The 21,444-nt window shown below is 66.8% G+C and carries 18 protein-coding genes and 1 tRNA gene; 4 read left to right on the forward strand and 15 right to left on the reverse strand.

The genetic code is table 11. The annotated features are described in order from the left end of the window. Positions 1 to 498 precede the first annotated feature (498 nt). From EFAMC2_RS01820 to EFAMC2_RS01835, 4 genes are all read right to left on the reverse strand, one after another. A complete protein-coding gene (locus EFAMC2_RS01820) occupies positions 499 to 2,448 on the reverse strand; it encodes a heavy metal translocating P-type ATPase (protein ID WP_154026421.1) in 1,950 nt (649 codons plus the stop codon). A 294-nt stretch (positions 2,449 to 2,742) separates the two neighbouring features. Continuing rightward, on the reverse strand, positions 2,743 to 2,961 hold the full coding sequence (locus EFAMC2_RS01825) for a cation transporter (RefSeq protein ID WP_154026424.1): 219 nt from the start codon (positions 2,959 to 2,961) through the stop codon (positions 2,743 to 2,745). Between the two features lie 93 nt (positions 2,962 to 3,054). Then, positions 3,055 to 3,339: an ArsR/SmtB family transcription factor gene (locus tag EFAMC2_RS01830; RefSeq protein ID WP_261979983.1), complete on the reverse strand. Its 285-nt coding sequence runs from the start codon at positions 3,337 to 3,339 to the stop codon at positions 3,055 to 3,057. 255 nt (positions 3,340 to 3,594) lie between these two features. Then, a complete protein-coding gene (locus EFAMC2_RS01835; protein WP_154026428.1) occupies positions 3,595 to 4,065 on the reverse strand; it encodes a deoxycytidylate deaminase in 471 nt (156 codons plus the stop codon). A gap of 528 nt (positions 4,066 to 4,593) precedes the next feature. On the opposite strand from EFAMC2_RS01835, the gene EFAMC2_RS01840 reads away from it, so the two are divergent. Continuing rightward, positions 4,594 to 5,445, forward strand: coding sequence for a 2-keto-4-pentenoate hydratase (locus EFAMC2_RS01840; RefSeq protein WP_154026430.1), 852 nt, complete (start codon positions 4,594 to 4,596; stop codon positions 5,443 to 5,445). Positions 5,446 to 5,462: 17 nt separating this feature from the next. On the opposite strand, the gene EFAMC2_RS01845 is transcribed toward EFAMC2_RS01840, so the two are convergent. Together EFAMC2_RS01845 and EFAMC2_RS01850 are read right to left on the reverse strand one after the other, a co-directional pair. Then, positions 5,463 to 6,128, reverse strand: a complete 666-nt coding sequence (locus EFAMC2_RS01845; RefSeq protein ID WP_154026432.1) for a M48 family metallopeptidase — start codon at positions 6,126 to 6,128, stop codon at positions 5,463 to 5,465. A gap of 15 nt (positions 6,129 to 6,143) precedes the next feature. Then, positions 6,144 to 6,722 (reverse strand): xanthine phosphoribosyltransferase, encoded by a 579-nt coding sequence (locus EFAMC2_RS01850; protein WP_154026434.1) that lies wholly within the window; start codon positions 6,720 to 6,722, stop codon positions 6,144 to 6,146. Positions 6,723 to 7,114: 392 nt separating this feature from the next. Here EFAMC2_RS01850 and EFAMC2_RS01855 point away from each other — a divergent pair, with 392 nt between their 5' ends. From EFAMC2_RS01855 to EFAMC2_RS01865, 3 genes are read left to right on the forward strand one after another with little or no spacing between them, the layout of a single operon-like run. After that, positions 7,115 to 8,779 (forward strand): FAD-binding oxidoreductase, encoded by a 1,665-nt coding sequence (locus EFAMC2_RS01855; protein ID WP_154026436.1) that lies wholly within the window; start codon positions 7,115 to 7,117, stop codon positions 8,777 to 8,779. Continuing rightward, the gene (locus EFAMC2_RS01860; protein WP_154026438.1) at positions 8,776 to 9,591 is read left to right on the forward strand and encodes an electron transfer flavoprotein subunit beta/FixA family protein; all 816 of its coding nucleotides are present in this window, start codon (positions 8,776 to 8,778) and stop codon (positions 9,589 to 9,591) included. The genes EFAMC2_RS01855 and EFAMC2_RS01860 overlap by 4 nt, the downstream gene beginning before the upstream one ends. Next, positions 9,588 to 10,826, forward strand: coding sequence for an electron transfer flavoprotein subunit alpha (locus EFAMC2_RS01865; protein ID WP_154026440.1), 1,239 nt, complete (start codon positions 9,588 to 9,590; stop codon positions 10,824 to 10,826). The genes EFAMC2_RS01860 and EFAMC2_RS01865 overlap by 4 nt, the downstream gene beginning before the upstream one ends. Before the next feature lie 232 nt (positions 10,827 to 11,058). Here EFAMC2_RS01865 and gltA read toward each other — a convergent pair whose 3' ends face one another. The 9 genes from gltA to EFAMC2_RS01910 all read right to left on the reverse strand — a co-directional run bounded on the left by gltA (position 11,059) and on the right by EFAMC2_RS01910 (position 21,378). Continuing rightward, entirely contained in the window at positions 11,059 to 12,501 is a 1,443-nt protein-coding gene (gene gltA, locus EFAMC2_RS01870) for an NADPH-dependent glutamate synthase (RefSeq protein WP_154026442.1), read from the reverse strand. Further along, positions 12,489 to 13,328, reverse strand: a complete 840-nt coding sequence (locus EFAMC2_RS01875) for a sulfide/dihydroorotate dehydrogenase-like FAD/NAD-binding protein (RefSeq protein WP_154026444.1) — start codon at positions 13,326 to 13,328, stop codon at positions 12,489 to 12,491. The genes gltA and EFAMC2_RS01875 overlap by 13 nt, the downstream gene beginning before the upstream one ends. Before the next feature lie 360 nt (positions 13,329 to 13,688). Further along, on the reverse strand, positions 13,689 to 14,321 hold the full coding sequence (gene pth, locus EFAMC2_RS01880; RefSeq protein WP_154026446.1) for an aminoacyl-tRNA hydrolase: 633 nt from the start codon (positions 14,319 to 14,321) through the stop codon (positions 13,689 to 13,691). Positions 14,322 to 14,467: 146 nt separating this feature from the next. Then, positions 14,468 to 15,460 carry a ribose-phosphate diphosphokinase gene (locus tag EFAMC2_RS01885; protein WP_154026448.1) on the reverse strand — a complete coding sequence of 331 codons (993 nt, stop codon included), beginning with the start codon at positions 15,458 to 15,460 and terminating at the stop codon, positions 14,468 to 14,470. A 229-nt stretch (positions 15,461 to 15,689) separates the two neighbouring features. Then, on the reverse strand, positions 15,690 to 17,102 hold the full coding sequence (gene glmU / locus EFAMC2_RS01890) for a bifunctional UDP-N-acetylglucosamine diphosphorylase/glucosamine-1-phosphate N-acetyltransferase GlmU (RefSeq protein ID WP_154026450.1): 1,413 nt from the start codon (positions 17,100 to 17,102) through the stop codon (positions 15,690 to 15,692). A gap of 255 nt (positions 17,103 to 17,357) precedes the next feature. Further along, a tRNA-Gln gene (locus EFAMC2_RS01895) sits at positions 17,358 to 17,432 on the reverse strand. Between the two features lie 69 nt (positions 17,433 to 17,501). Beyond that, positions 17,502 to 18,725, reverse strand: a complete 1,224-nt coding sequence (locus EFAMC2_RS01900) for an ABC transporter permease (RefSeq protein WP_154026452.1) — start codon at positions 18,723 to 18,725, stop codon at positions 17,502 to 17,504. 2 nt (positions 18,726 to 18,727) lie between these two features. Then, positions 18,728 to 19,546: an ABC transporter ATP-binding protein gene (locus EFAMC2_RS01905; RefSeq protein ID WP_154026455.1), complete on the reverse strand. Its 819-nt coding sequence runs from the start codon at positions 19,544 to 19,546 to the stop codon at positions 18,728 to 18,730. Between the two features lie 2 nt (positions 19,547 to 19,548). Next, complete coding sequence (locus EFAMC2_RS01910) at positions 19,549 to 21,378, reverse strand: efflux RND transporter periplasmic adaptor subunit (protein WP_154026457.1); 1,830 nt, start codon at positions 21,376 to 21,378, stop codon at positions 19,549 to 19,551. Positions 21,379 to 21,444: the final 66 nt, after the last annotated feature.

Here is a 21,444-nt window from a genome sequence, read left to right on the forward strand (position 1 = left end):
AACCAGTGTATGCGCCACTCCTCTCCATCCATCGAAGCCCCACGGGATGCGGTTATGTGGTGGCTGCGTGTGGGCGCCGTGAAGGCGGCATGCAGGAGCAATGAAGGGCCGGTGAAGCCGCCTTTTTCGCGTGTAAGGAACCCCCGCGGGGGTAAACCGTAAGTACCTTCCTTCCTTTCGCCCCCGCCGCGCCCCCACGCGACGGGGGCACCCTTTTACCAACCAGGGCCCCGTGCCACCTTCGCGGCACGGGGCCCTATCCGTTTGTATGAGGTGCCACAATGTCGCACGCCACTTTACGCGAAGGAGCTCTCCCATCTGGGCGCCTCTCTGCGTCGAGCCGCCCCCAAGTAGTTCCAAGCCAGCCGACCCGTAACGAGCCCGATAACAACAGCTCCCTCCCACCTTCCCGAGCGAACAATCCGCAGCGCGCAAAGCGTGCGAGGACGTGAGTGAGGGAAGGCGGGAGGGGAGCGTCGTCCAGGTATCCGGCGAAGGTTACTTGACCCTCATTGCGCGCATTGCGTTCAGGATTGCGATGATTGCCACGCCCACGTCACCAAAGACCGCGAGCCACATGCTGGCGATGCCGAGCGCCGCCAGCACGAGGATGAGCAGCTTCACACCGAGCGCGAAGATGATGTTCTGCCACACGATGCGCATGGTCTTGCGCGCCAGGTGGATAGCCTTCGAGATGTTCGAGGGCTTGTCGTCCATGAGTACCACGTCGGCCGCCTCGATCGCGGCGTCCGAGCCCATGGCACCCATCGCGATGCCCACGTCGGTGCGCGTCAGCACCGGTGCGTCGTTGATGCCGTCTCCCACAAACGCAAGCTTCTCGCGCGGGCCCTCCGCCGCGAGCAGCTGCTCCACGCGCTCAACCTTGTCGGCTGGCAGCAGCTGGGCGTGATACTCGTCAATGCCGAGCTTCTGTGCCACGGCCGCGGCAACCTCCTCGCGGTCGCCGGTGAGCATGACGGTCTTCTTGACGCCGCAGGCGTGCAGGTCGCGAATGGTCTGTTCGGCGTCATCCTTCACCACGTCGGCAATCACGATGTGGCCCACGTAGCGGTCGTCGACGCTTACGTGCAGGATGGTGCCGGTGAGCTCGCAGTCGTGCCAGTGCTCGTGATGGCCCTCCATGAGCTTGTCGTTGCCCACGAGCACCACATGCTCGTCGATGCGGGCCACCACGCCGTGGCCGCTCTCCTCCTGCACGTCGGCGATGCGCTGGCGGTCGATCTCGCCCGAGTAGGCGGCCTTCACGGACAGCGCGATGGGATGGTCGCTGAAGGCCTCGGCGTAGGCGGCGCTGGAGAGCACGTAGTCCGGCTCGATGCCCTCCTCGGGGTGAACTGCCACCACGTTGAACGTGCCGTTGGTGAGCGTGCCGGTCTTGTCAAACACGACGGTGTCAACCTCGGCGAGGGTCTCGAGGTAGTTGGAGCCCTTCACGAGCACGCCGAGTCGGCTGGCGCCACCGATGCCGCCAAAGAAGGAGAGCGGCACGCTGATCACGAGGGCGCACGGGCAGCTCACGACGAGGAACGTGAGGCCGCGAAGAATCCAGTCGCTCCAGGCGCCCATGCCCGCGAGCGGCGGGATGATGGCGAGCAGCACCGCCGCGCCGGTGACGGCCGGCGTGTAGACCTTGGCGAAGCGGGTGATGAAGTTCTCGGTGCGGGCCTTCTTCTCGCTCGCGTTCTCCACGAGCTCGAGGATGCGGCTCACCGTGGACTCGCCGAAGGGCTTGGTGGTCTTGACCTTGATGAGGCCGGTCATGTTGATGCAGCCGGAGATGACGTCGGCACCCGCCTCCACGTGGCGCGGCACGGACTCGCCGGTAAGGGCCGCGGTGTCGAGCTGCGTGGAGCCCTCGGTGATGACGCCGTCGATGGGCACGCGCTCGCCGGGCTTCACCACGATGATGCTGCCCACGGCAACCTCGTCCGGGTCGACCTGCTCGAGCTTGCCGTCCTTGCCTTCGATGTTGGCGTAGTCCGGCGCGATGTCCATCATGGCGGCGATGGACTTGCGGCTCTTGCCCACCGCGTAGGCCTGGAACAGCTCGCCCACCTGGTAGAACAGCATGACGGCCGCACCCTCGGCCATGTGCGGGTCCGTGTCGGGGAAGAAGACCATGGCAAACGCGCCGAGCGTGGCGACGGCCATGAGGAAGTTCTCGTCGAAGACCTCACCGCGGCCGATGTTGTGAAACGCCTTTGCGAGCACGTCGTGTCCGGCAATGACGAACGGCACGAGGAAGAGCACGAAGCTCGCGTACACGTCGCCGGGCTCGCCGAAGGCCGCCTTGAGCGCCCCGAACTCGTCGAGCGCTGCCACCACGAAGAAGATGACGAGCGCGAGGATGATACGGTGCAGCTTGTGCTGCTGCGACTCCTTCTTATGACGACGCCTCTTCTTCGGCTTGGCCTTAGCCTCTGCCATGGCAACTCCTTAGAACATGCAGGCAACGGGGTTTTCGTCGCCAAACTCTGAACACATGAGCATTCGCTCATATAATCCGACTATCGAAGCCCTCGCGCCACCGTGATGGTTCCAGTAGGGGATATCCACCCAGGTAGCCACGGGGGCTAGCTAGTCAAAACTGGATTTCCGGTCGCTCGAGGGCTTGAGCTCACGCACATTGCGCAGCCGCGATGTGTTTGTGGCGAGCTGCCCGTGCGGGCGAGGACGTGCGCGAACCCGGGCCCCCGAGCGACTCCAGAGGGCCCCGGCTCTCTAGCGAATGATCTCGCAGTCCGGCTCCTCGTCGGCCGTGAAGTCGACGACGCGGCCGAGCACCTCGTCGAACTCGTCGTCGGCGGCCTCGAGCGTGAGCTTCTGCGTCATGAAGTTCACGGACACCTTCTGCACGCCGTCGAGCTTGGCCAGCTTCTCCTGCAGCTCGCGAGCGCAGTTGGCGCAGTCGATCTCGTCGAGCTTGAAGGACTTCTTCATGGTGGTGCCTTTCTCTCGGAGGCGCGCCCGCGGGTCTGCCTCGCTTGTTGACGTTCGTTCGGGACGTTGCGCTGCGTCCCAACCCGCTTGCCCCTACTCGCAGATGTGGTTGAGGCCCTGATTGAGCATGGTGTAGACGTGGTCATCCGCGAGGGAGTAGACGATGTTGCGCCCGTCGCGCTCGAACTTCACGAGATGCGCCTGCTTGAGCGTGCGCAGCTGGTGCGAGACGGCGCTTTGGGTGGTTCCGGTCTGCTCGGCGATGTCGGCCACGCAGAGGTCGCGGCCCATGAGGGTGAAGAGGATCTTGATGCGCGTGGTGTCCGAGAAGACCTTGAAGAGGTCTGCGAGGTCATAGAGCAGCTCCTCCTCGGGCATGCACTCCGGGGCCTCGCCCACCGGGATGGGGCAGTGCTGGGAGTCTGCCTGTACGGCTTCGTCTGCGTGCGTGGTGGTTTCCCTGTCGGCCATGGCGCCTCCTTGTTTATCCGTACATCTGAACAATCATTCATACGTTTCGTTTTCGATTATATGAATGGACGCTCATACGTCAAGGTACGTTAGCCATTTGACGGCATTTGGACGGCGTGCGGAATCGAAAGGCGGGCTTCGAGGCCCTTGGCGTTTCTGACGCTACGCCTCCACATGCACCTGACGGTACGCGATGCCGCAGCGGTCGAGGACGTTCTTGGACACAAGGTTGTCGACCGTGCCCTCGTACTTGTCGCTGAGGTAGACCACCTCGCCAATGCCCGCCTGCACGAGGGTCTTCGCGCACTCGTGGCAGGGGAAGAGCGTCACGTAGACGGTGGCATGGTCTAAGTCCTTGAGCGAGCCGCGGTAGTTGAGAATGGCGTTTGCCTCCGCGTGAATCACGTAGTTGTGCTTATCTAGCAGCGGGTCAGTGGTGGTTTCCCAGGGAAACTCGTCATCGTTGAGCCCGGTGGGCGTGCCGTTGTATCCCACGGAGAGAATGCGGTGGTTGGTGTCCGCGATGCAGGCGCCCACCTGCGTGTTGGGGTCCTTGCTGCGGAGGCTTGCCGCGATGGCGACGCGCATGAAGAACTCGTCCCAGCTGATGACGTCCGTACGCTTTCCCGGCATGTCTGCTCCTTTGCCGCGCCCGCTTCGAGGCCCTCGGTCTGTCCCGTCTCGGGCCGCGCCCGCCCGAGAGCCTCTCAAACTATTTGAGATTCTACCTTGACACGGCTCGTTTGAGGTCCATCATGATGGGCACAACGCAGGCATCCACAAGGGTGGATGTCGTCGAAGGGACTATGCAATGAGCCGCATCAACAACGCCATCGAGATTATTGCCGCGATTATTAGCTAGCGGGTTGGTGCAAACGAGCCAGCCCGTGATTCGCGGGCGGCTATCGAACGGGGCCGTCGGAAGCGATTCCTTCGGCCCCGTTTCCTTTTGCGTCAATCCGCTGGGCAGAGCCCATGCGTCGGCAGCCGCGAGCCCAAACAGGTCCGCTGCCGGCAAGACCGTCACGTACGAGAACGACGCCATGCAAACACTTCGGCGCACGTTGGAACACCCCAATCGCCCGACCGCCAGACCCCTTGAGGCGGAGGCGTCGCGACAACCCACATCCGGCCCCGCGGGGCCACGAAGGAGAACCCATCATGTCCGAGAACGATTCCTGCTGCTGCAGCTGCTCTGCCACCAAGCCCGCCGTCACCCTCAATGTCAAGCAGGAGGCCCTTGCCGAGGCCCTCTACCAGGCCTATCGCCGCAACTTCTACGGCCAAGAGAACAATCCGCTCAACATGGCCGACTGGGAGGGCGTCGTCACCGATGACGACACCGCCTATGCCGTGCAGGATGCGGTGATGGCCAAGAAGATGGGCCCCGTCGCCGGCTACAAGGTCTCGCTCACGAGCGAGGAGACCCAGAGGATGTTCGACTCCGGCTCGCCGCTCTATGGCGCGCAGGTGGCCGAGCGCTTTGTGCCCACGCCCTGCACGCTCGACCTACGTCACCTCAACGAGCCGCTCGTGGAGGTGGAGTTCTGCTTCACGGCCAAGAAGGACCTTTCGGCCGACATGTCGCTCGACGAGCTGCTGCACAACTGCACCGTCGCCGGCGACATGGAGGTGCCCGACGCTCGCTTTGCCGCATGGTTCCCCACGCTTTCCAAGTACCTCGTGATGAGCGACTGCGCGGTGGGCGGCTACGTGCTCTATGGCACGCCGGTCGATGGCGCCGAGCTCACGGTCGAGGGCATGGCCCAGGTGCATGCCAAGGCCTACCACAACGGTGAGTTCGTCAAGGAGGGCGACTCCTCCGAGGTGCTCGGCAACCCGGTGAACTCCCTCAAGTGGCTCGTGGGCAAGCTCGAGAGCCAGGGCAAGAAGTTCACCAAGGGCATGCATGTCTCCGTGGGCACCGTGTTCGTGCCGCCTGCGTTCACGGCCGGCGAGTGGCGCGTCGAGTTCTCCGGCCCGTTCGGCACGCTGGAGGTCACGGCTAAGTAAGCCTTGGGTTAGCCCGGCTACAAAGGAGCGCATACGGGCCAGACGGGCGGTTGCCTCAGGCGTGCGCGGATCTCCCACTCGTTGGGGACGGCCCTCGCCACGATGGCGTGGAAGCGCGCGTTGTGGCTGGGCTCGAGCAGGTGTGCCAGCTCGTGCGCCACGACGTAGTCGAGGCACTCGGGCGGATACGCCGCGAGCCGGATGTTGATGCGGATGCGACCGGTTCGCGGCGTGCACGACCCCCAGCGCGTGCGCATGTCACGCAGCTGCCAGTCGGAGGCTTGGGCGCCTATGAGTGCCTCCATGCGACCAACTGCCTCGGGCAGCGTCCTTGCAACCTCCGAGCGGTAGATGCCCGCCACCTCCTCGGGCGGCAGGGGCGCGCCGGCCATCTGGGTGACGCCCCAAAGCGGGTACGTGTCCGATTCGGCGTCATGATCGCGATTTGCTGCCTCGGTGCGCCGCGCCTGCCGCTCGAGCGCCGCCCGCACCCATGCCGCCCGCTCGGCCAGAAACGCCTCCGCCCGCTCGCGGCTCGTGTGCCATGGGATGCTCAATGTCACGCTGCCGTCGCGCCGCACGCGCAGGTTGAGGTTGCGCACGCGCTTGCGCGTCACCAAAACGGGGATGGGCCGCTCGGACCCATCCCCGTTCGTTACGTATGCCGTGAAGCTGGTTGCCAACGTGGCGCCGCCGGCCTAGGCGAACTCGATCTTGCCGGCCTCGGCATCCATCGACTGCACGATGGCAAGGCTCTCGAGCTGGTAGCCGCGCTCGCGCAGGCTCTTGCCGCCCGGCTGAAAGCCCTTCTCGATGGCGATGCCAATGCCCTCGACCACGCAGCCCGCCTCGTCGCAAATCTCGAGCAGGCCGTTCAGCGCGCAGCCCATGGCGAGGAAGTCGTCGATGACGAGCACGTGCTCGCCGGCGGAGAGGAAACGCTTGGCCACGATGACGTTGTACTCGCGCTTCTTGGTGTAGCTGCGAATCTTGGTGCGGTACTGGTCGCCGTCGAGGTTGATGGACTCGGTCTTGCGGGCAAACACCACCGGCACGTTGCCAAAGTGACGCGAGGCGGCAACCGCGATGCCGATGCCCGAGGCCTCGATGGTCAGGATCTTGTCGATGTGCTTGCCGGCGAACAGGCGGGCCCACTCGGCGCCCATGTGGTCGTAGAGCTCGACGTCGCACTGGTGGTTGAGGAAGTTGTCCACCTTCAGGACGTTGCCTTCGCGAACGATGCCGTCCCTCTGGATGCGCTCCTCAAGCTCCTTCATGCGATGGGTCCTCCCTGCTCGTGGTGTGCGGGCACGTCGCGCGTGTGGGCGTGCCGCTCGATTGCGTGTTGGCCAATCCGCCGGCCCGCGCCATGGCTTCGATGCGGGTCTCCGGCGAATGGTGCGCCCAAGCCGACGGGCGCGTGTATTCGAAACATTATGCAGCGTTCGAGGCCGTCTGTCCCCGCGCAATTACTTCTTTACACGCCAATACGCGCCTGAAACGTAACGGCAACGTTCAACAGATACGCTGATGAGACGAAAGCGGGGAGTGTGCCCGGTGCGAAGCGCCCGGGACGCTCCCCGCACTCGCCCGCAGACAAGGCCTGGCGCATGCCGCCTGGGCCAAGAGGCCGGCGCCAAGGGGCCCCGGCATCCGAGAGGTGTGTGCCATGGCGCTAATCAGGCCGCTGACCGAAGACTTCAACGAGTACGTGCGTGACGAGTCACGTACCGTGGGCGAGGCGGATACCATTTCCTTCCCAACAACCGAGCAAGACGTCCGTGACCTGCTGCGCGAGCTCCATGGTGACGGAACGGTGCATGCGGACGGCACGCCGGGCGGCGCCGTTCCCATCACGGTACAGGGTGCCCGCACAGGTCTCGCGGCGGGCGCCGTGCCCTATGGCGGACATGTCATGAACCTCTCGCGCATGACCGGGTTCCTCGGTCTGTGCAGGGGCGAGGACGGCACCTACTACCTGCGGCTCCAACCGGGCGTGGTGCTCTCCGCCCTGCGAAAGGCCCTGGCAGACAAGGCCATTCCCACCGATGGCTGGGACGAGGAGAGCCTGAAGGCCCTCGACGAGCTCTATGCGGGCCCCGAGCAGTTCTTCCCCACGGACCCCACCGAGGCCTCCGCGTGCCTGGGCGGTATCGTGGCGTGCAACGCCTCGGGTGCGCGCAGCTACCACTACGGCCCGGCCCGCCCGCACGTGAGCGGCCTGCGCGTGGCACTCGCGGATGGTGACATGGTGAGCCTGCGCCGGGGCGAGGTGCATGCCAACGGCCGCACGCTCCACCTCGTTACCGAGGGTGGCCGTGAGCTCACGCTCGACCTGCCCACCTATGTGATGCCCAAGACCAAGAACGCCTCCGGCTACTACGTGGAGGACAACATGGATGCCGTGGACCTGTTTGTGGGTTCCGACGGCACGCTCGGCGTCGTGACCGAGATCGAGGTGGCGCTCATGCCCACCCCGCCGGTGGTGTGGGGCGTCAACTGCTTCTTCCCCAGCGAGGCCGCCTCGCTGGACTTCACGGTGGCGGTGCGCCCGCGCCTGCGCCATGCCGCCGCCATCGAGTTTTTCGACCAAGGTGCGCTCGACATCCTGCGCTCCCAGCGCGAGCACAACGTTGCCTTCGCGGCCCTGCCCGATGTGCCCGAGCGCTATAAGTGCTGCGTCTACGTGGAGCTCGACTGCGCGGACGCGGACGAGGCCCTGAGCGAGCTCTACCAGGTTGGCGACGCCCTGCGCGAGGTGGGCGTGAGCGAGGACGACACCTGGGTGGCACGCACCGAGGTCGACCGCGAGCGCCAGCTCTTCTTCCGCCACGCGGTGCCCGAGAGCGTCAACATGCTCATCGACGAGCGCCGTCGCACGGACCCGGTGATCACCAAGCTGGGCAGCGACATGTCCGTGCCCGACGACCGCCTGCACGACGTTGTGGCCTACTACAGAAAGACGCTCGCCGAGGCTGGCCTCGAGAGCGCTGCCTGGGGGCACATCGGCGCCAACCACCTCCACGTCAACGTGCTGCCGCGCAACGCCGAGGACTTCAAGCGCGGCAAGCAGCTCTTTCGCGAATGGGCGGGCGAGATCACACGCATGGGCGGCGCGGTCTCTGCCGAGCACGGCGTGGGCAAGATCAAGCGAGACTTCCTGCTCACCATGTACGGGCCCGAGCACATCGTCGAGATGGCACGGCTCAAGCGCGAGCTCGACCCGGCGGGTCAGCTCGGGCGGGGCAACCTGTTCGACGAGTCGCTGCTGAGCGGCGAAGCGGAGGGCGCGGCCACGCCCGCCGCCTCCGCGGAAGGGGGTGAGCGCCGATGAAGATCGTCGCCTGCGTGAAGGCGGTTCCGTCCACCACCGAGGTGAAGATGGACCCCAAGACCAACACCATCGTCCGCGATGGCAAGCAGTCCGTCATCAACCCGTTCGACACTGCGGCGCTTGAGCTGGGCATTCAGCTCAAGGAGCGCCTGGGCGGCACGCTCTGCGCCATCTCGATGGGCATTCCCGACACCGTGCGCCTGCTGCGCGACGCGGTCTCGCGCGGGGCCGATGACGCCCTGCTCCTCTCCGACCGCGCCTTCGCCGGCGCGGACACCCTGGCAACCTCCTACGCACTCTCGCTGGGCATCGAGCGGCTCGCGGGCGACGCGGCCGCCAGCGAGCGCCCTGCCGGGGACATCGACCTGGTGCTCTGCGGGCGCATGGCGGTTGACGGAGACACGGCGCAGATTGGCTCCGAGCTCGCAGGCATCTTTGGCATGCCCTGCGTCACGGCGGTGACCGAGCTCATGGAGGCCGACGAGGCGCACGTGGTGGTGCGCCACGAGACAGACGAGGGCACGGCCACCGTGGACGTGCCGCTGCCCGCGGTGCTCACGGTCTCCAAGGACATCGCGACCCTGCGCATGCCGTCCATCTCGGGCGTTCGCGCGGGCGAGGCTGCCGAGGTGTGCGTGCTGAACGCCGAGCAGGCCGGCGCCGACCTGACGCGCTGCGGCCTCAACGGCTCGCCGACGCAGGTGGTGCGCTCGTTTGTGCCCGAGCATGGCTCCGGCGCGGTTGAGGTGGCGGGCTCGTCTGACGAGCAGGCGGACGCCCTGATGGCAATCTTTGAGGAGGCCGTGCGATGAGCGGGTTGGTAGTCGACACGAACAAGTGCGTGGGCTGTCGCCGCTGCGTCCGCGTGTGTGGAAATGACGGCATCGAGGTCACGGACCGAAAGGCGCACGTGCTTGATGGCTGCATCTCCTGCGGCATGTGCGTGGACGCGTGCCCCGTGGGTGCGCTCAAGATCGAGAAGGACGAGGTTGGCGGCGTTGACCTTGCCGCCTACCACGACATCTGGGTGTTCAGCCAGGTGAGTGCCCGGGGCGAGATGCTGCCCGTGGCGCTCGAGCTCGTGGGCAAGGGCCGCGAGCTGGCAGACCAGCGCGGCTGCAAGCTCGTGGCCGTGGTGGGGGAGCCGGCAGACGCGGGCGAGCAGAACGCGGCCAAGCTCGTGGCCGCTGGTGCCGACGAGGTGATTCGCTGCCGCGATGACCGCCTGGCCCTGCCGGACTCCGAGGTCTTTGCCGAGTGGCTCGTGGCGCTCGCCCAGGAGCGCAAGCCCGAGGTCATCCTCTACGGTGCCACCGACTTTGGCCGCGAGCTGGCGCCCCGTGTGGCGGTGCTGCTCCAGACCGGTCTTACTGCCGACTGCACGATTCTGGAGATGGACCTCGAGAAGGGCCTGCTCCAGCAGACGCGCCCGGCCTTTGGCGGCAACCTGATGGCCGCCATCGTATGCCCGGGCCACCGCCCGCAGATGGCCACTGTGCGACCGGGCATCTTTGCCGTGCCGGAGGCCGTTGCCGAGGGCATCGCCGTAGATGCCGCCGTGGCGGCTGGCCGCGTGGCGGACGTTGCGCTTGGCGACGACGTGACGCCCATGGTACGCGTGACGGGGGTTGAGCCCAAGAACGCGGAGGGGTCAATCACGGAGGCAGACGTGCTTGTGGTGGCCGGTCGCGGCATCGGTAGCAAGAAGGCGCTTCCGCTGGTGAGGCGCCTGGCAGAGCTCCTTGGCAAGAAGTATGACTGCACGAGCGGCGTGGGCTGCACGCGCCCGCTCGTGGAGAGCGGTTGGCTTGACTACTCGCACCAGGTGGGCCAGACGGGCGTCTCCGTTGCGCCCAAGCTCATGGTGAGCGTGGGCGTCTCCGGCGCCATCCAGCACACCTCGGGCATTGGCGGGAGCCAGACCATCGTGGCCATCAACGAGGATGCCGAGGCGCCCATCTTTGGCCTCGCCCAGTACAAGGTGGTGGGCGACTGCCTCGAGGTGCTTCCCGCGCTCATTGCCAGGCTGGAGGAAGAGCTCGCCTAGCGTTGCGGTACCCATGGGATGGCTAACGGGCTTGGAGCCGCGCTTGTGGCTTCGAGCCCGTTGCACTTTCGGGTGTTCAGAGGGATGTGCTCTCATATGCCGTTGCGCTTGGGCGCGTGACGCCCCCGGTTATTTCCGGGCGCTTGAGTTTGTGACGCGGCTGGCATGCGAAAAAAGCCCCGGGCTGCATCGTTGCGGCCCGGGGCCTTTTGCTGGCTATGACAGGCGAGACTTAGGCCTCTGCGGGCGCGGCCTCCTCGGCAGGCGTGCCGCCGCCGAGGGCCTCCATCATGGAGTGCGCGGCCTTCTTGCCGGCGCCCATGGCCAGAATGACGGTCGCGGCACCGGTGACGATGTCGCCGCCGGCCCAGACCTTCGGGTTGGACGTCTTTCCGTCCTCGTCGGCAACGATGTAGCCCCACTTGTTGAGCTCAACGTCGGCCGCGAGCTTCGGGAACGGGTTGGCGAAGGTGCCGATGGCGGTGACGGCCACGTCGCACGGGATGTCGAACTCGGAGTTCGCCACGGCCTGTGGGCGGCGACGACCGCTCGCATCGGGCTCGCCGAGCTCCATGCGCTGCAGGCGCACCTTGCTCACGAAGCCGTTCTCGTCGGCGATGAACTCCACCGGCGACACCAGCGGCAGGACCTCCACGCCCTCCTGCTTGGCGTGGTGCAGCTCGGCGCGACGGGCCGGCATCTCGGCCTCGGTGCGACGATAGGCCAGGGTGACCTTGCCGGCGCCCAGGCGAAGCGCGGTGCGGGCGGCATCCATGGCCACGTTACCGCCACCGAACACCACGACGTTCTTGCCGTGCTTGGTGGGCGTGTCGTACTTGGGGAAGTTCTCCGCCTTCATGAGGTTCACGCGGGTGAGGTACTCGTTGGCGCAGAAGACGCCGGGGAGGTTCTCGCCCGGGACGTTCAGGAAGCGGGGGAGGCCGGCGCCCACGGCGAGGTACATGGCGTCGAAGCCCTGCTCCTCGAAGAGCTCCTTGGCGTCCGTGATGCGGCCCACGACGCTGTTGTACTCGAACTTGACGCCCAGCTTCTGCAGGCCGTCAATCTCGCGCTTGACGATGGTCTTGGGCAGACGGAACTCGGGGATGCCGTAGGTGAGCACGCCGCCGCCGGTGAAGAACGCCTCGAAGACGGTGACGTCATAGCCGTTCTTGGCCAGCTCGCCGGCGCAGGCAATGCCGGACGGGCCGGAGCCCACCACGGCCACCTTGATGCCATTGGACGGCTTGACCTCGGGCTCGTGCGCGAGCTCGCCGGCGTTGTCGCCCAGGAAGCGCTCCAGCTGGCCGATGGCGATGGGGTTGCCCTTCTTGTTGAGGACGCAGTTGCCCTCGCACTGGTTCTCCTGCGGGCAGACGCGGCCGCAGACGGAGGGCAGCATGCTCTCCTCGTGGATGACGTCGAGGCCCCCGCCAAAGTCGCCCTGGCGAATCTTCTCGATGAAGCGCGGGATGTTGATGTTGACCGGGCAGCCCTCGACGCAGTGCGGCTTCTTGCAGTCGAGGCAGCGGTTGGCCTCGGCGATGGTGTCGGCCATGGTGTAGCCGCGGTCGACCGGACGGAAGTCCTTCGCGCGTTCGGAGGCAACTTCCTCGTTGTCGGGCGTGCGCGGGGCCTTCATGTTGGGCTTATACTTACCGTTTACCTGTGGCATGCGCAGGTCTCCTCCTCATAGGCCTTGAGGGCGATGCCCTCTTCCGTGCGGTACGACGCCTGACGGGCGCGCAGGTCGTTCCAGTCGACGAGCGTGGCGTCAAAGTCGGGGCCGTCGACGCAGGCAAACTTGGTCTTGCCGCCCACCTCGACGCGGCAGCAGCCGCACATGCCGGTACCGTCGACCATGATCGGGTTCAGGGAGGCGACGATGGGGATGTTCTCTTCCTCGCAGGTGATGGCAGAGAACTTCATCATCGGCACCGGGCCCACGCAGAAGGCGGCGTCGATCTCGCCGGACTCGCAGAGGCGCTTGAGCGGCAGGGTCACGACGCCCCTCTCGCCCTCGGAGCCATCATCGGTGGTGATGAAGAGGTGCTCGAGCGACAGGGCCTTGAACTGATCGGTGAGGATGAGGAGGTCCTTGGTGCGGGCGCCCATGATGACGGAGACCTTCTTGCCCTGCTCGACGAAGGTGCGCGCCACGGGGTAGGCGATGGCGAGGCCCACGCCGCCGCCGATGACGGCCACGCGGTCGCCCTCAAGCTCGGTGGGGTTGCCCAGCGGGCCGGTGACGTCGAGGATCGAGTCACCCTCCTCGAACTTAGATAGCATCTCGGTGGTCTTGCCAATCACCATGAAGATGAACTCGACCCAACCCTCCTCGGGGTTCCAGCCGGCGAGGGTGAACGGAACGCGCTCGCCCTCCTCGTTCGCGCGGACCATGAGGAACTGGCCGGCATGGGCCTTCTTGGCCATCTGCGGCGCCTCCACGCGAAACTCGAACACCTTCTCCGAGAACTGCGTCTTTTTGAGGATCTTGTACATGCAGATCTCCTCTCCTGCTTCTCTTTAAGCTCGCTGATGACGACACGCGGGCAAACCCCGTCCCGTTCATGGCCGCGGGCGAGCAAATACACACGCGGAACAATCTTATCCGGTAAGGGCTATGCCTGGACCGGGATTCTGGTGAGAGAGAAGCCGCTACCTGCTGTGATTTTGAGAGCAAGACGTCCATTTGTCGTGCTAGTCGACGCGCAACGCAACGCATCAGAAACAAATCTGCATGGTCATCAAGAATCCGCCGAACGGTAAAACAATGGTCCGGAACCCAATCGGATTCCGGACCAAAAAACAAGCTAGGCGCCTACGGACAGCCAGGGTCCAGCAAGCGCTCGGCACCGGGCCTTACCGGGCCCCCGGCTTGCCGGCGCCGTTCACGTGATCGCGTGCGTAGATGACGCCCTGCGCGAGGCAGAGCCCGGCGGCACTGGCGGCGTCGGCGCAGGTCACGTCGAACTCCTCCAGCTCGGCCTTGCGGTACTCCTTGAGCACCCAGTCCGCCACGGGCATGCGTCCCGGTGGCATGCCGATGCCCACCCGGATGCGGCTGAAGTCACGGCTGCCCAGCTTGTTGATGATGGACTTGAGGCCGTTGTGCCCGGCGTGGCCGCCGCCCACCTTCACGCGCACGTCACCGGGGTCAAGGTCGAGCTCGTCGTGGATGACCAGCAGCTCCTCGGGCGCCACGCCGTACTCGGCGCACAACTTGGAGATGGGGCCTCCGCTCGTGTTCATGTAGCTCTGCGGCTTGGCGAGCACCACCTCGCGCACGCCGGGCCTGCCGTCCTCGTCCACGCAGCGCACACGCACCACGGCAACCTCGGCGCCGCACTGGCTCTTCCAGTAGCCGGCACCCAGCCTGCGGCCCAGCTCGTCGATGCTCCTAAAGCCGGCGTTGTGTCTCGTGGCCGCATACTCCTCGCCAGGGTTGCCCAGGCCTGCCACAAGGCGAATCGTCTTTGGCTGTGCTGCAGCCATGATGCCTCCTCATGCGAGGGGCCGCGCGCCTCGCGGCGTGCGGCCCCAAAGTCTCGGGTATCGGATGCTGTCCGGCAGACTGCACCCTTGGGCGTCCATGGCGAGCGAGGCCATGGGATGGGGCGGCCCGGCGCGGACCTGGCCGCTTACAGGTTGAAGCGGCCGCCCACCATGCCAGACACCGAGGTGTTGGTGAAGACGTGGTAGATGCACTCAGAGATCTCGTTGGCAACGGAGATGGTCTTCACCTTCGTGCCAAGCTCCTCGGCCGCGTGCGGCACGGAGTCCGTGACGACGCACTCCACGATGGGCGCGTCCTCCAGGCGCTCGATGGCGGGGCCGGAGAAGATGCCGTGGGTGGCGCACACGTAGATGTCGCCGGCACCCATGTTCTTGAGCTCCTTGATGGCGCCGCAGAGCGTGCCTGCGGTGTCGATCATGTCGTCGTTGATGATGCAGGTCTTGCCCTCGATGTCACCGATGATGCCCATGACCTCGGCCATGTTGTGGCGCGGACGGCCCTTGTGGGCGATGGCGAGGCTGCAGCCCAGGTCATCGGAGAGCTTCTTGCAGGCCTTGGCGCGTCCCACGTCCGGGGAGACGACGACGGTGTTGTCCCAGTCGAAGTTCTTGTTCTTGAAGTACTCGCCAAAGAGGGGGAGTGCCGTGAGGTGGTTCACGGGCACGTCGAAGAAGCCCTCGATCTGGCCCTGGTGCAGGTCGAGCGTGATGACGCGGTCCACGCCGGCGGTCTCGAGCAGGTTGGCCACGAGACGCGCCGTGATCGGCTCGCGCGGGGAGGCCTTGCGGTCCTGGCGGGCGTAGGCGTAGTGGGGAATGACGGCGGTGATGGAGCGAGCCGAGGCACGGGTGGCGGCGTCGGCCATGATGAGGGTCTCCATCAGCAGGTCGTTGACGTTGGCGCCAACGATGGACTGGATGAAGAAGACGTCGCAGCCGCGGACGGACTCGTCGAAGCGGGCGTAGATCTCGCCGTTGGCGAAGTGCTCGAGCGTGAGGCCCTCCACCTCGATGCCCAGGGTCTTGGCGATGGACGCCGCGAGGTCAGGGTTGCTCGTGCCCGTATAGATGCGGAGTCGCTTTCTGATGGGGACGAGCTGGTCGAGGTCTTCGTACATGAGTCCGCCTTCCCGTGTGAGGTCCGGAGTCGTTTCTTGCCGATTGTCTAGCTTACTATTTCTTGCTTTGTGATGGAGCTCAGCCGGTGTTTGCTCCCATAAAAATGCGGGTCAAGCGTTTTGCCCGCCTGGCCCGCACACCGTCTGTCTACGTTTTGTGGCAGTTTGCGCGTGACCCCGGCAACGCCGTTGCGTCACCGGGGCCATCCTCATACCTTGTCGCCGTGCCCTACTTCTGGGCCTTCAGCGCCTCGCGATGCTTGTGCGCCCAGCCCTCGATGTTGGTCTGGCGCGCGCGCCCCACGCCCAGGGCGTCGGCCGGCACGGGCTTCGTGATGACGGAGCCGGCGGCCACGAGCGCGCCGTCGCCAATCTCGGCGGGCGCCACCATCATCGTGTCAGAGCCCACGAAGACGCCGTCGCCGATGACGGTCTTGTGCTTGTGGACGCCGTCGTAGTTACAGGTGATGGAACCGGCGCCGATGTTCACGCCGCTGCCCATGGTGGTGTCGCCGATGTAGGAGAGGTGCGGCACCTTGGACCCCTCGCCGATCGTGGACTTCTTGATCTCCACGTGCGTGCCTGCCTTGGAGCCGTCGAGCATGTGGGTGCCGGGGCGCAGGTAGGCGCGCGGGCCGCAGTCCACGGCGTTCTCGAGCACGGCGTCGATGGCCACCGTCTCGTCGATGACGCAGCCGTCGCCGGCTCGCACGTTCGTAAGGCGCGTCTGGGGGCCCAGCTGGCAGTCCTCGCCCACGTGGGTGTCGCCGATCAGGAAGGTCTGCGGCCACACCACCGTGTCGCGGCCGATGGTGCAGTCTGGGCCGATCCAGGCCTGCATGGGGTCGATGAAGGTGACGCCCTCGGCCATGAGGCGGTCGTTGATGCGGTCGCGGGCGATGCGCGTGGCGCGGGCGAGCTCGGAGCGGCTGTTCACGCCCAGGCCCTCGGTGTAGTCGTTCACGTGCACCACGGCCACGCGGTCACCGTGGGAGCGGAGAATCTCGATCATGTCCGGGAGGTAGTACTCGCCCTGGGCGTTGTCGTGCCCGATCTCGCCGATGTGGGCGGCGAGCTTGGCGCCGTCGAAGGCATAGCAGCCGGCGTTGAGCTCGTGGAGCGTCTCGAGCTGCTCGGGCGTGCAGTCCTTCTGCTCGATGTTGCGGATGACGTTGCCTCCGGCGTCGAGCTCGATGCGGCCGTAGCCGGTGGGGTCGGGGGCGGTGATGGTGAGGATGGAGGCCGCCGTGACGCCGTCTGCCACGGACTCCACGAAGCGCCGGATCGTCTCGGGGCGGGCGAGCGGCAGGTCGCCGTTCAGGACGACGACGGGGCCGGCATCGACGCCGGTGGCCTCGAGGGCGCAGCGCACGGCGTGGCCGGTGCCGAGGCGCTCGGTCTGCTCGACGCACTCGACGCTGACGTCTGCGCGCTCGCCGTAGGCGGCGCCCACGATGGCGCGGACCTCGTCGGCGTGGCTGCCCACCACCAGCACGATGCGCGTGCAGCCGCCGGCGATGGCGGCGTCTGCCACCCAGCACACCATCGGCTTGCCGAGGATCTCGTGCGCAACCTTTGCGTGGTTGGACTTCATGCGGGTTCCCTCGCCCGCGGCGAGGATGATTGCGGTGGCGTTGGCCATGGGATGTCTCCTGTCGTATGCGGGGCGCGGGGCGCCCGTCACAGTTGGCGCCATGATACCGCACGCGTGCGAAGGGGCCGTGGCCGTTGGCCGTGCGTCTCGGGGGACTTGCTCGCGGCTCTTTGCTGGCCGTGCCGTCCTGATCGAAACGCGACCTCATCACGTATGCAAGTGTGCCCGTCCGCGAACGGCTGCCAAAGGCGGGCGCCGGGCGAATCGCGGAGGCGTTCCTCAGCGTAAACAAAAACCAGCGCGTGGCTGGGGCACTAGGATTCGAACCTAGGTAACGGGAATCAAAATCCCGGGTCCTGACCACTGGACGATGCCCCAGCCTCGCGCTGGCGTTGATAGTGTAACAGCTCGCGGCGGGCGCGAGAGCGAACTCGTATTGATTGCCGCCTACTGATACCGGAGCGCCTCGACCGGGTCGAGCTTGGCGGCGCGGCGGGCGGGGTAGTAGCCAAACACGAGGCCGATGAGCACGCAGATGCCGCAGGCGACACCCACCGCGCCCGCCGAGATGGCCGGGGCCACGCTGCCGCTGGCACCCATGCTCGAGGCGAGCCCGCTCGTGCTCGCCACGTACGCAAGCGCCCAGCTCCCGCCGTAGCCAACCGCCACGCCGATGACGCCACCGGCCACGCTGATGGCGATGGACTCCCACAGAAACTGCGTGGTGATGTCGCCGCGCGTGGCGCCCAGCGCGCGCCTGAGGCCGATCTCACGGATGCGCTCCGTGACGCTGGTGAGCATCATGTTCATGATGCCGATGCCTCCCACCAGCAGCGATATGCCGGCGACGGCACCCATCATGAGCGAGAAGGAGTTCATGTACTCGTTCAGCGAGTCGATGGCCTCCTTCATGGACTGTACGTAGATGGAGCTCTCGATCTCGTCGTCGGGAACGTTCTGCATCTTGGCCAGCTGCTGCTTGGTCTTCTCTACGAGCGAGGAGATGTCCACACCCTCGCGGGCAAAGCCCACCACGTCGTTGAGGCCCCGGCCGCCCGCGCCCAGGCGGTCCCTCACGGTGTTGGGCGGCAGCCATGCGTTGCCGTAGCCGTCGCCACCGCCCATCATCGAGCTTGAGGGGAGCACGCCCACCACCTGGTAGGGTGAGCCGTTGATCCGCACGGTCTTGCCCGTGGGGTCGGCGTTGGGATCGCCAAAGAGCTGCCGCATGCCGTCCGTGGTGAGCAGACACACCTGGGCGCCACCCGCGGCCTCCTCGGCCGTCCAGAGGCGTCCCGTGGAGACGGAGAGACCGCTTGCGCGTAGGTAGCGCTCGTCCCCACCGTAGAAGGTGGCGCTGAGCTGACCGTTGTCGGAGGTCATCTCGCCGCCGGTGACGTATGCGCCGGTGATGAACTCGTACTTGGGCAGCGCCTGCTCGAGGGTCTCCAGGTCGTCCTCCGTGAGGCCGTGGGGCGCGTACATCGAGACGCGCCGGGCGGCGTCGAGCCCCAGCTCGCCTACGAGCGAGTTGCGGATGCCGCCGATGAGCGAGGTCATGGCGATGACGGCGGCGATGCCGATGACGATGCCGAGCACGGTGAGCAGCGAGCGCCCTCGGTTGGCGTCGAGGGCGCTCACGGTCTCCGCGGCGAGGTCGCGTGGGGTCATGGCTACACCTCCGGGATTCGTGGCGTGCGGGTGGATGTGGCGGCGCCTGATGGGGCGGGTGTGGAGGCCGGCGGGCTCGCTCCGGCGTCCGCGACGTCTGCCCTCGTTCGTCCGAGCGTGCCGCCCACCCGGCCTGCCGTCTCGTAGGCGCCCGCCTGAATCTTGCCGTCCAGGATGTGGACCGTGCGGTCCGCGCGAGCGGCCACGTCTGGATCGTGCGTGATGAGCACGATGGTCTTGCCGCGGTCGCGCAGTCGCTCGAAGGTCTGCATGACCATCTCGCCGGTGGCGGAGTCGAGGTTTCCCGTGGGCTCGTCGGCCAGGATGATGGCCGGGTCGCACACGAGGGCGCGCGCGATGGCCACGCGCTGCATCTGGCCTCCGGAGAGTTCGTTGGTCTTGTGATCCCAGTGGTCCACCGGCAGGTTCACGGCCGAGAGCGCCGCCACGGCGCGCGGCTCGCGCTCTCGGCGCGGCACGTCGGCGTAGGCGAGCGGCAGCATCACGTTGCGCAGCACGGTGGCGCGGGGCAACAGGTTGAAGCTCTGGAACACGAAGCCGATGCGCCTGCCGCGCACGAAGGAGAGGTCGTCGTCGGAGAGCTCGGAGACGTCGAGCCCCTCGAGGCGGTAGGTGCCGGTGGTGGGCGTGTCCAGCAGGCCCAGGATGTTCATGAGCGTGGACTTTCCCGAGCCCGAGGGGCCCATGATGGCAAGGAACTCGCCTGCCTCCACGCTGAGGGACACCCCGCGCAGCACGTGGTTGAAACCCGCGCCCGTCTCGAAGATGCGGTGGACGCCGCGGATGTCGATGACGGGCATGGCTAGCTCACCTGCACCGCGCCGGAGCTGCCCGAGTCTCCCGGCTCGGGGGTTGGCGATTCTGCGGGCTCGTCTGGGGCGCCTGCCGCGTTGGCGCCGGCCTCGGCTGCGGTGTCGCTTGCCGCGTCACCGGCCGCGTCCGTGGCGCCGCCTACGGGGTTGACCATCATCGAGTCTGCCGCCGTGCCGTCGAGCACGGTACCGCCCGTCTGCGCGCCTTCGGGGAACGTGAGCGCCTCCATGCCGGAGATGACCACGGCGTCGCCCTCGGCGAGGCTTCCGTCCGTACTCTCCACGGCCGCCTCGGAGCCGTTGTTCGCGAGCACCGTCACCGTGGCCATGCGCCCGGCGTGGAGCTCGGCGTCGTCCTCCACGTAGACGATGCCGGTGCCGTCGCCCAGGTCCGTGAGCGCGGCGGCGGGCACGATGAGGGCGGTGTCGATGGTCTCGGTCACCACGCTCACGTTGGCCGTCATGCCGGGCTTCAGTCGCGCGTCTGGGGCGGGAATCACGAGGTCGACGGCATAGGTGACCCCGCCGCCCCCGTAGCCGCCGTACATGCCCGACGAGTCGCTCGAGCTCGTGGTGGCAATCGAGCGCACGGTGGCGTTGAGCATCGCGTCCGGGGCGGCGGAGAAGGTTGCGGTAGCGGCCTGTCCCACCTGCACCTTGTTGACGTCTACCTCGCTTACCTGCATGGTGACGGTCATCTGGGAGAGGTCGGCGATCTGGCAGAGCGAGCCCGTGGGGCCGCTCGACCCGTCGCCCATCGCGGCCTGGCCAACCGAAGCCCCCGTCTGGGCGCTCAACTGGATGATGCTGCCGGCTGCAGGCGCGCGCACGGTGCGCTGCTCGGCCTGCTCCACGGCCTTGTCGTAGGCGTCGTTTGCCTGCTCGAGGGCGATGTTCGCGCTCTGCACCTGTCCCTCGGCGGACGTGACGGCCTGCTCGGCGGAGCGCACGCCCTCCTTGGCCGAGGAGATGCCTGCGTCAACCTCGCTGGAGTTGTCGCCAACCACGGCGCCGGTCTCGTCGGTGAGCTGCGTTACGGGCGCGGCCTTGGCCTTCTTGAGGGCGTCCTTGGCGTCCGAGAGCGACTCGTGGGAATCGGCGAGCGCCTGCTTGGCCTGCGTCACGCCGGATTCGGCCGTGCGGATGCCGCGCTCGGCCTCGGCCACGGCGCGGTCGAGCTCGTCATTCTTGATGGTGAAGAGCACATCGCCCTCGGCCACCTGCTGGCCAAGCACCACGTTGACGCTCTCGATGGTGCCGTCTATCTGGGGAGTCACGAGGGTGGACGAGGCTGGCTTGATGGGGCCCGACCCCGTAATCTCGTTGGTGAAGGGGCCGCGGTAGACCGGCTGGGTGATGACCTGAGTCTCGCTGCCGGCAGGTGCGGAGGTGGAGGCGTGGCGCCAGATGGCGACGGCGGCCACCAGCGCCACGACCACGCCCGCCGCGATGCCGCGGCGGATGAGCTTCTTCCTGCGGCGCTCGGCGCGCAGGCGCTTGAGCTGGGCGTAGGCCTCCTGCTCGGCGGGGTCGAGCGTGCCGTGGACGTTCGCGCCGGCGGGGATGTCGGCTGAGTCGGCGCCGGGACGGGTCTGGTCTGCCCTGAGCACCTCGAGGTTGGGCATGCTGGTGGGGAGGCGCTTGGTCTGCGCGTCCTCGTCCGTCGGCCCGCCTGGGGCGCTGGCCTGGCCCTTCGAGCCAGGGCCCGTCCCAGGCGGGCTGCCCGGGCCCTTCTCGGCCGAGAGGTCGAGGGTCTCGACGCCCCTGGGCTCGTCTGTCGAAGCGTGTTTGCTGCCGTGTCTGTTCTTCCGGAATCGCATGGCGTCCCCCTCACCTGGCGCCCCGGGGTTCCGGCGCGCGGCCAATGTGCGTGTCAGATGACGTTC

Origin of the sequence: Olsenella uli (assembly GCF_901212655.1) — a bacterium.
In the GTDB taxonomy this organism is placed as follows: Bacteria; Actinomycetota; Coriobacteriia; order Coriobacteriales; family Atopobiaceae; genus Parolsenella; species Parolsenella uli_A.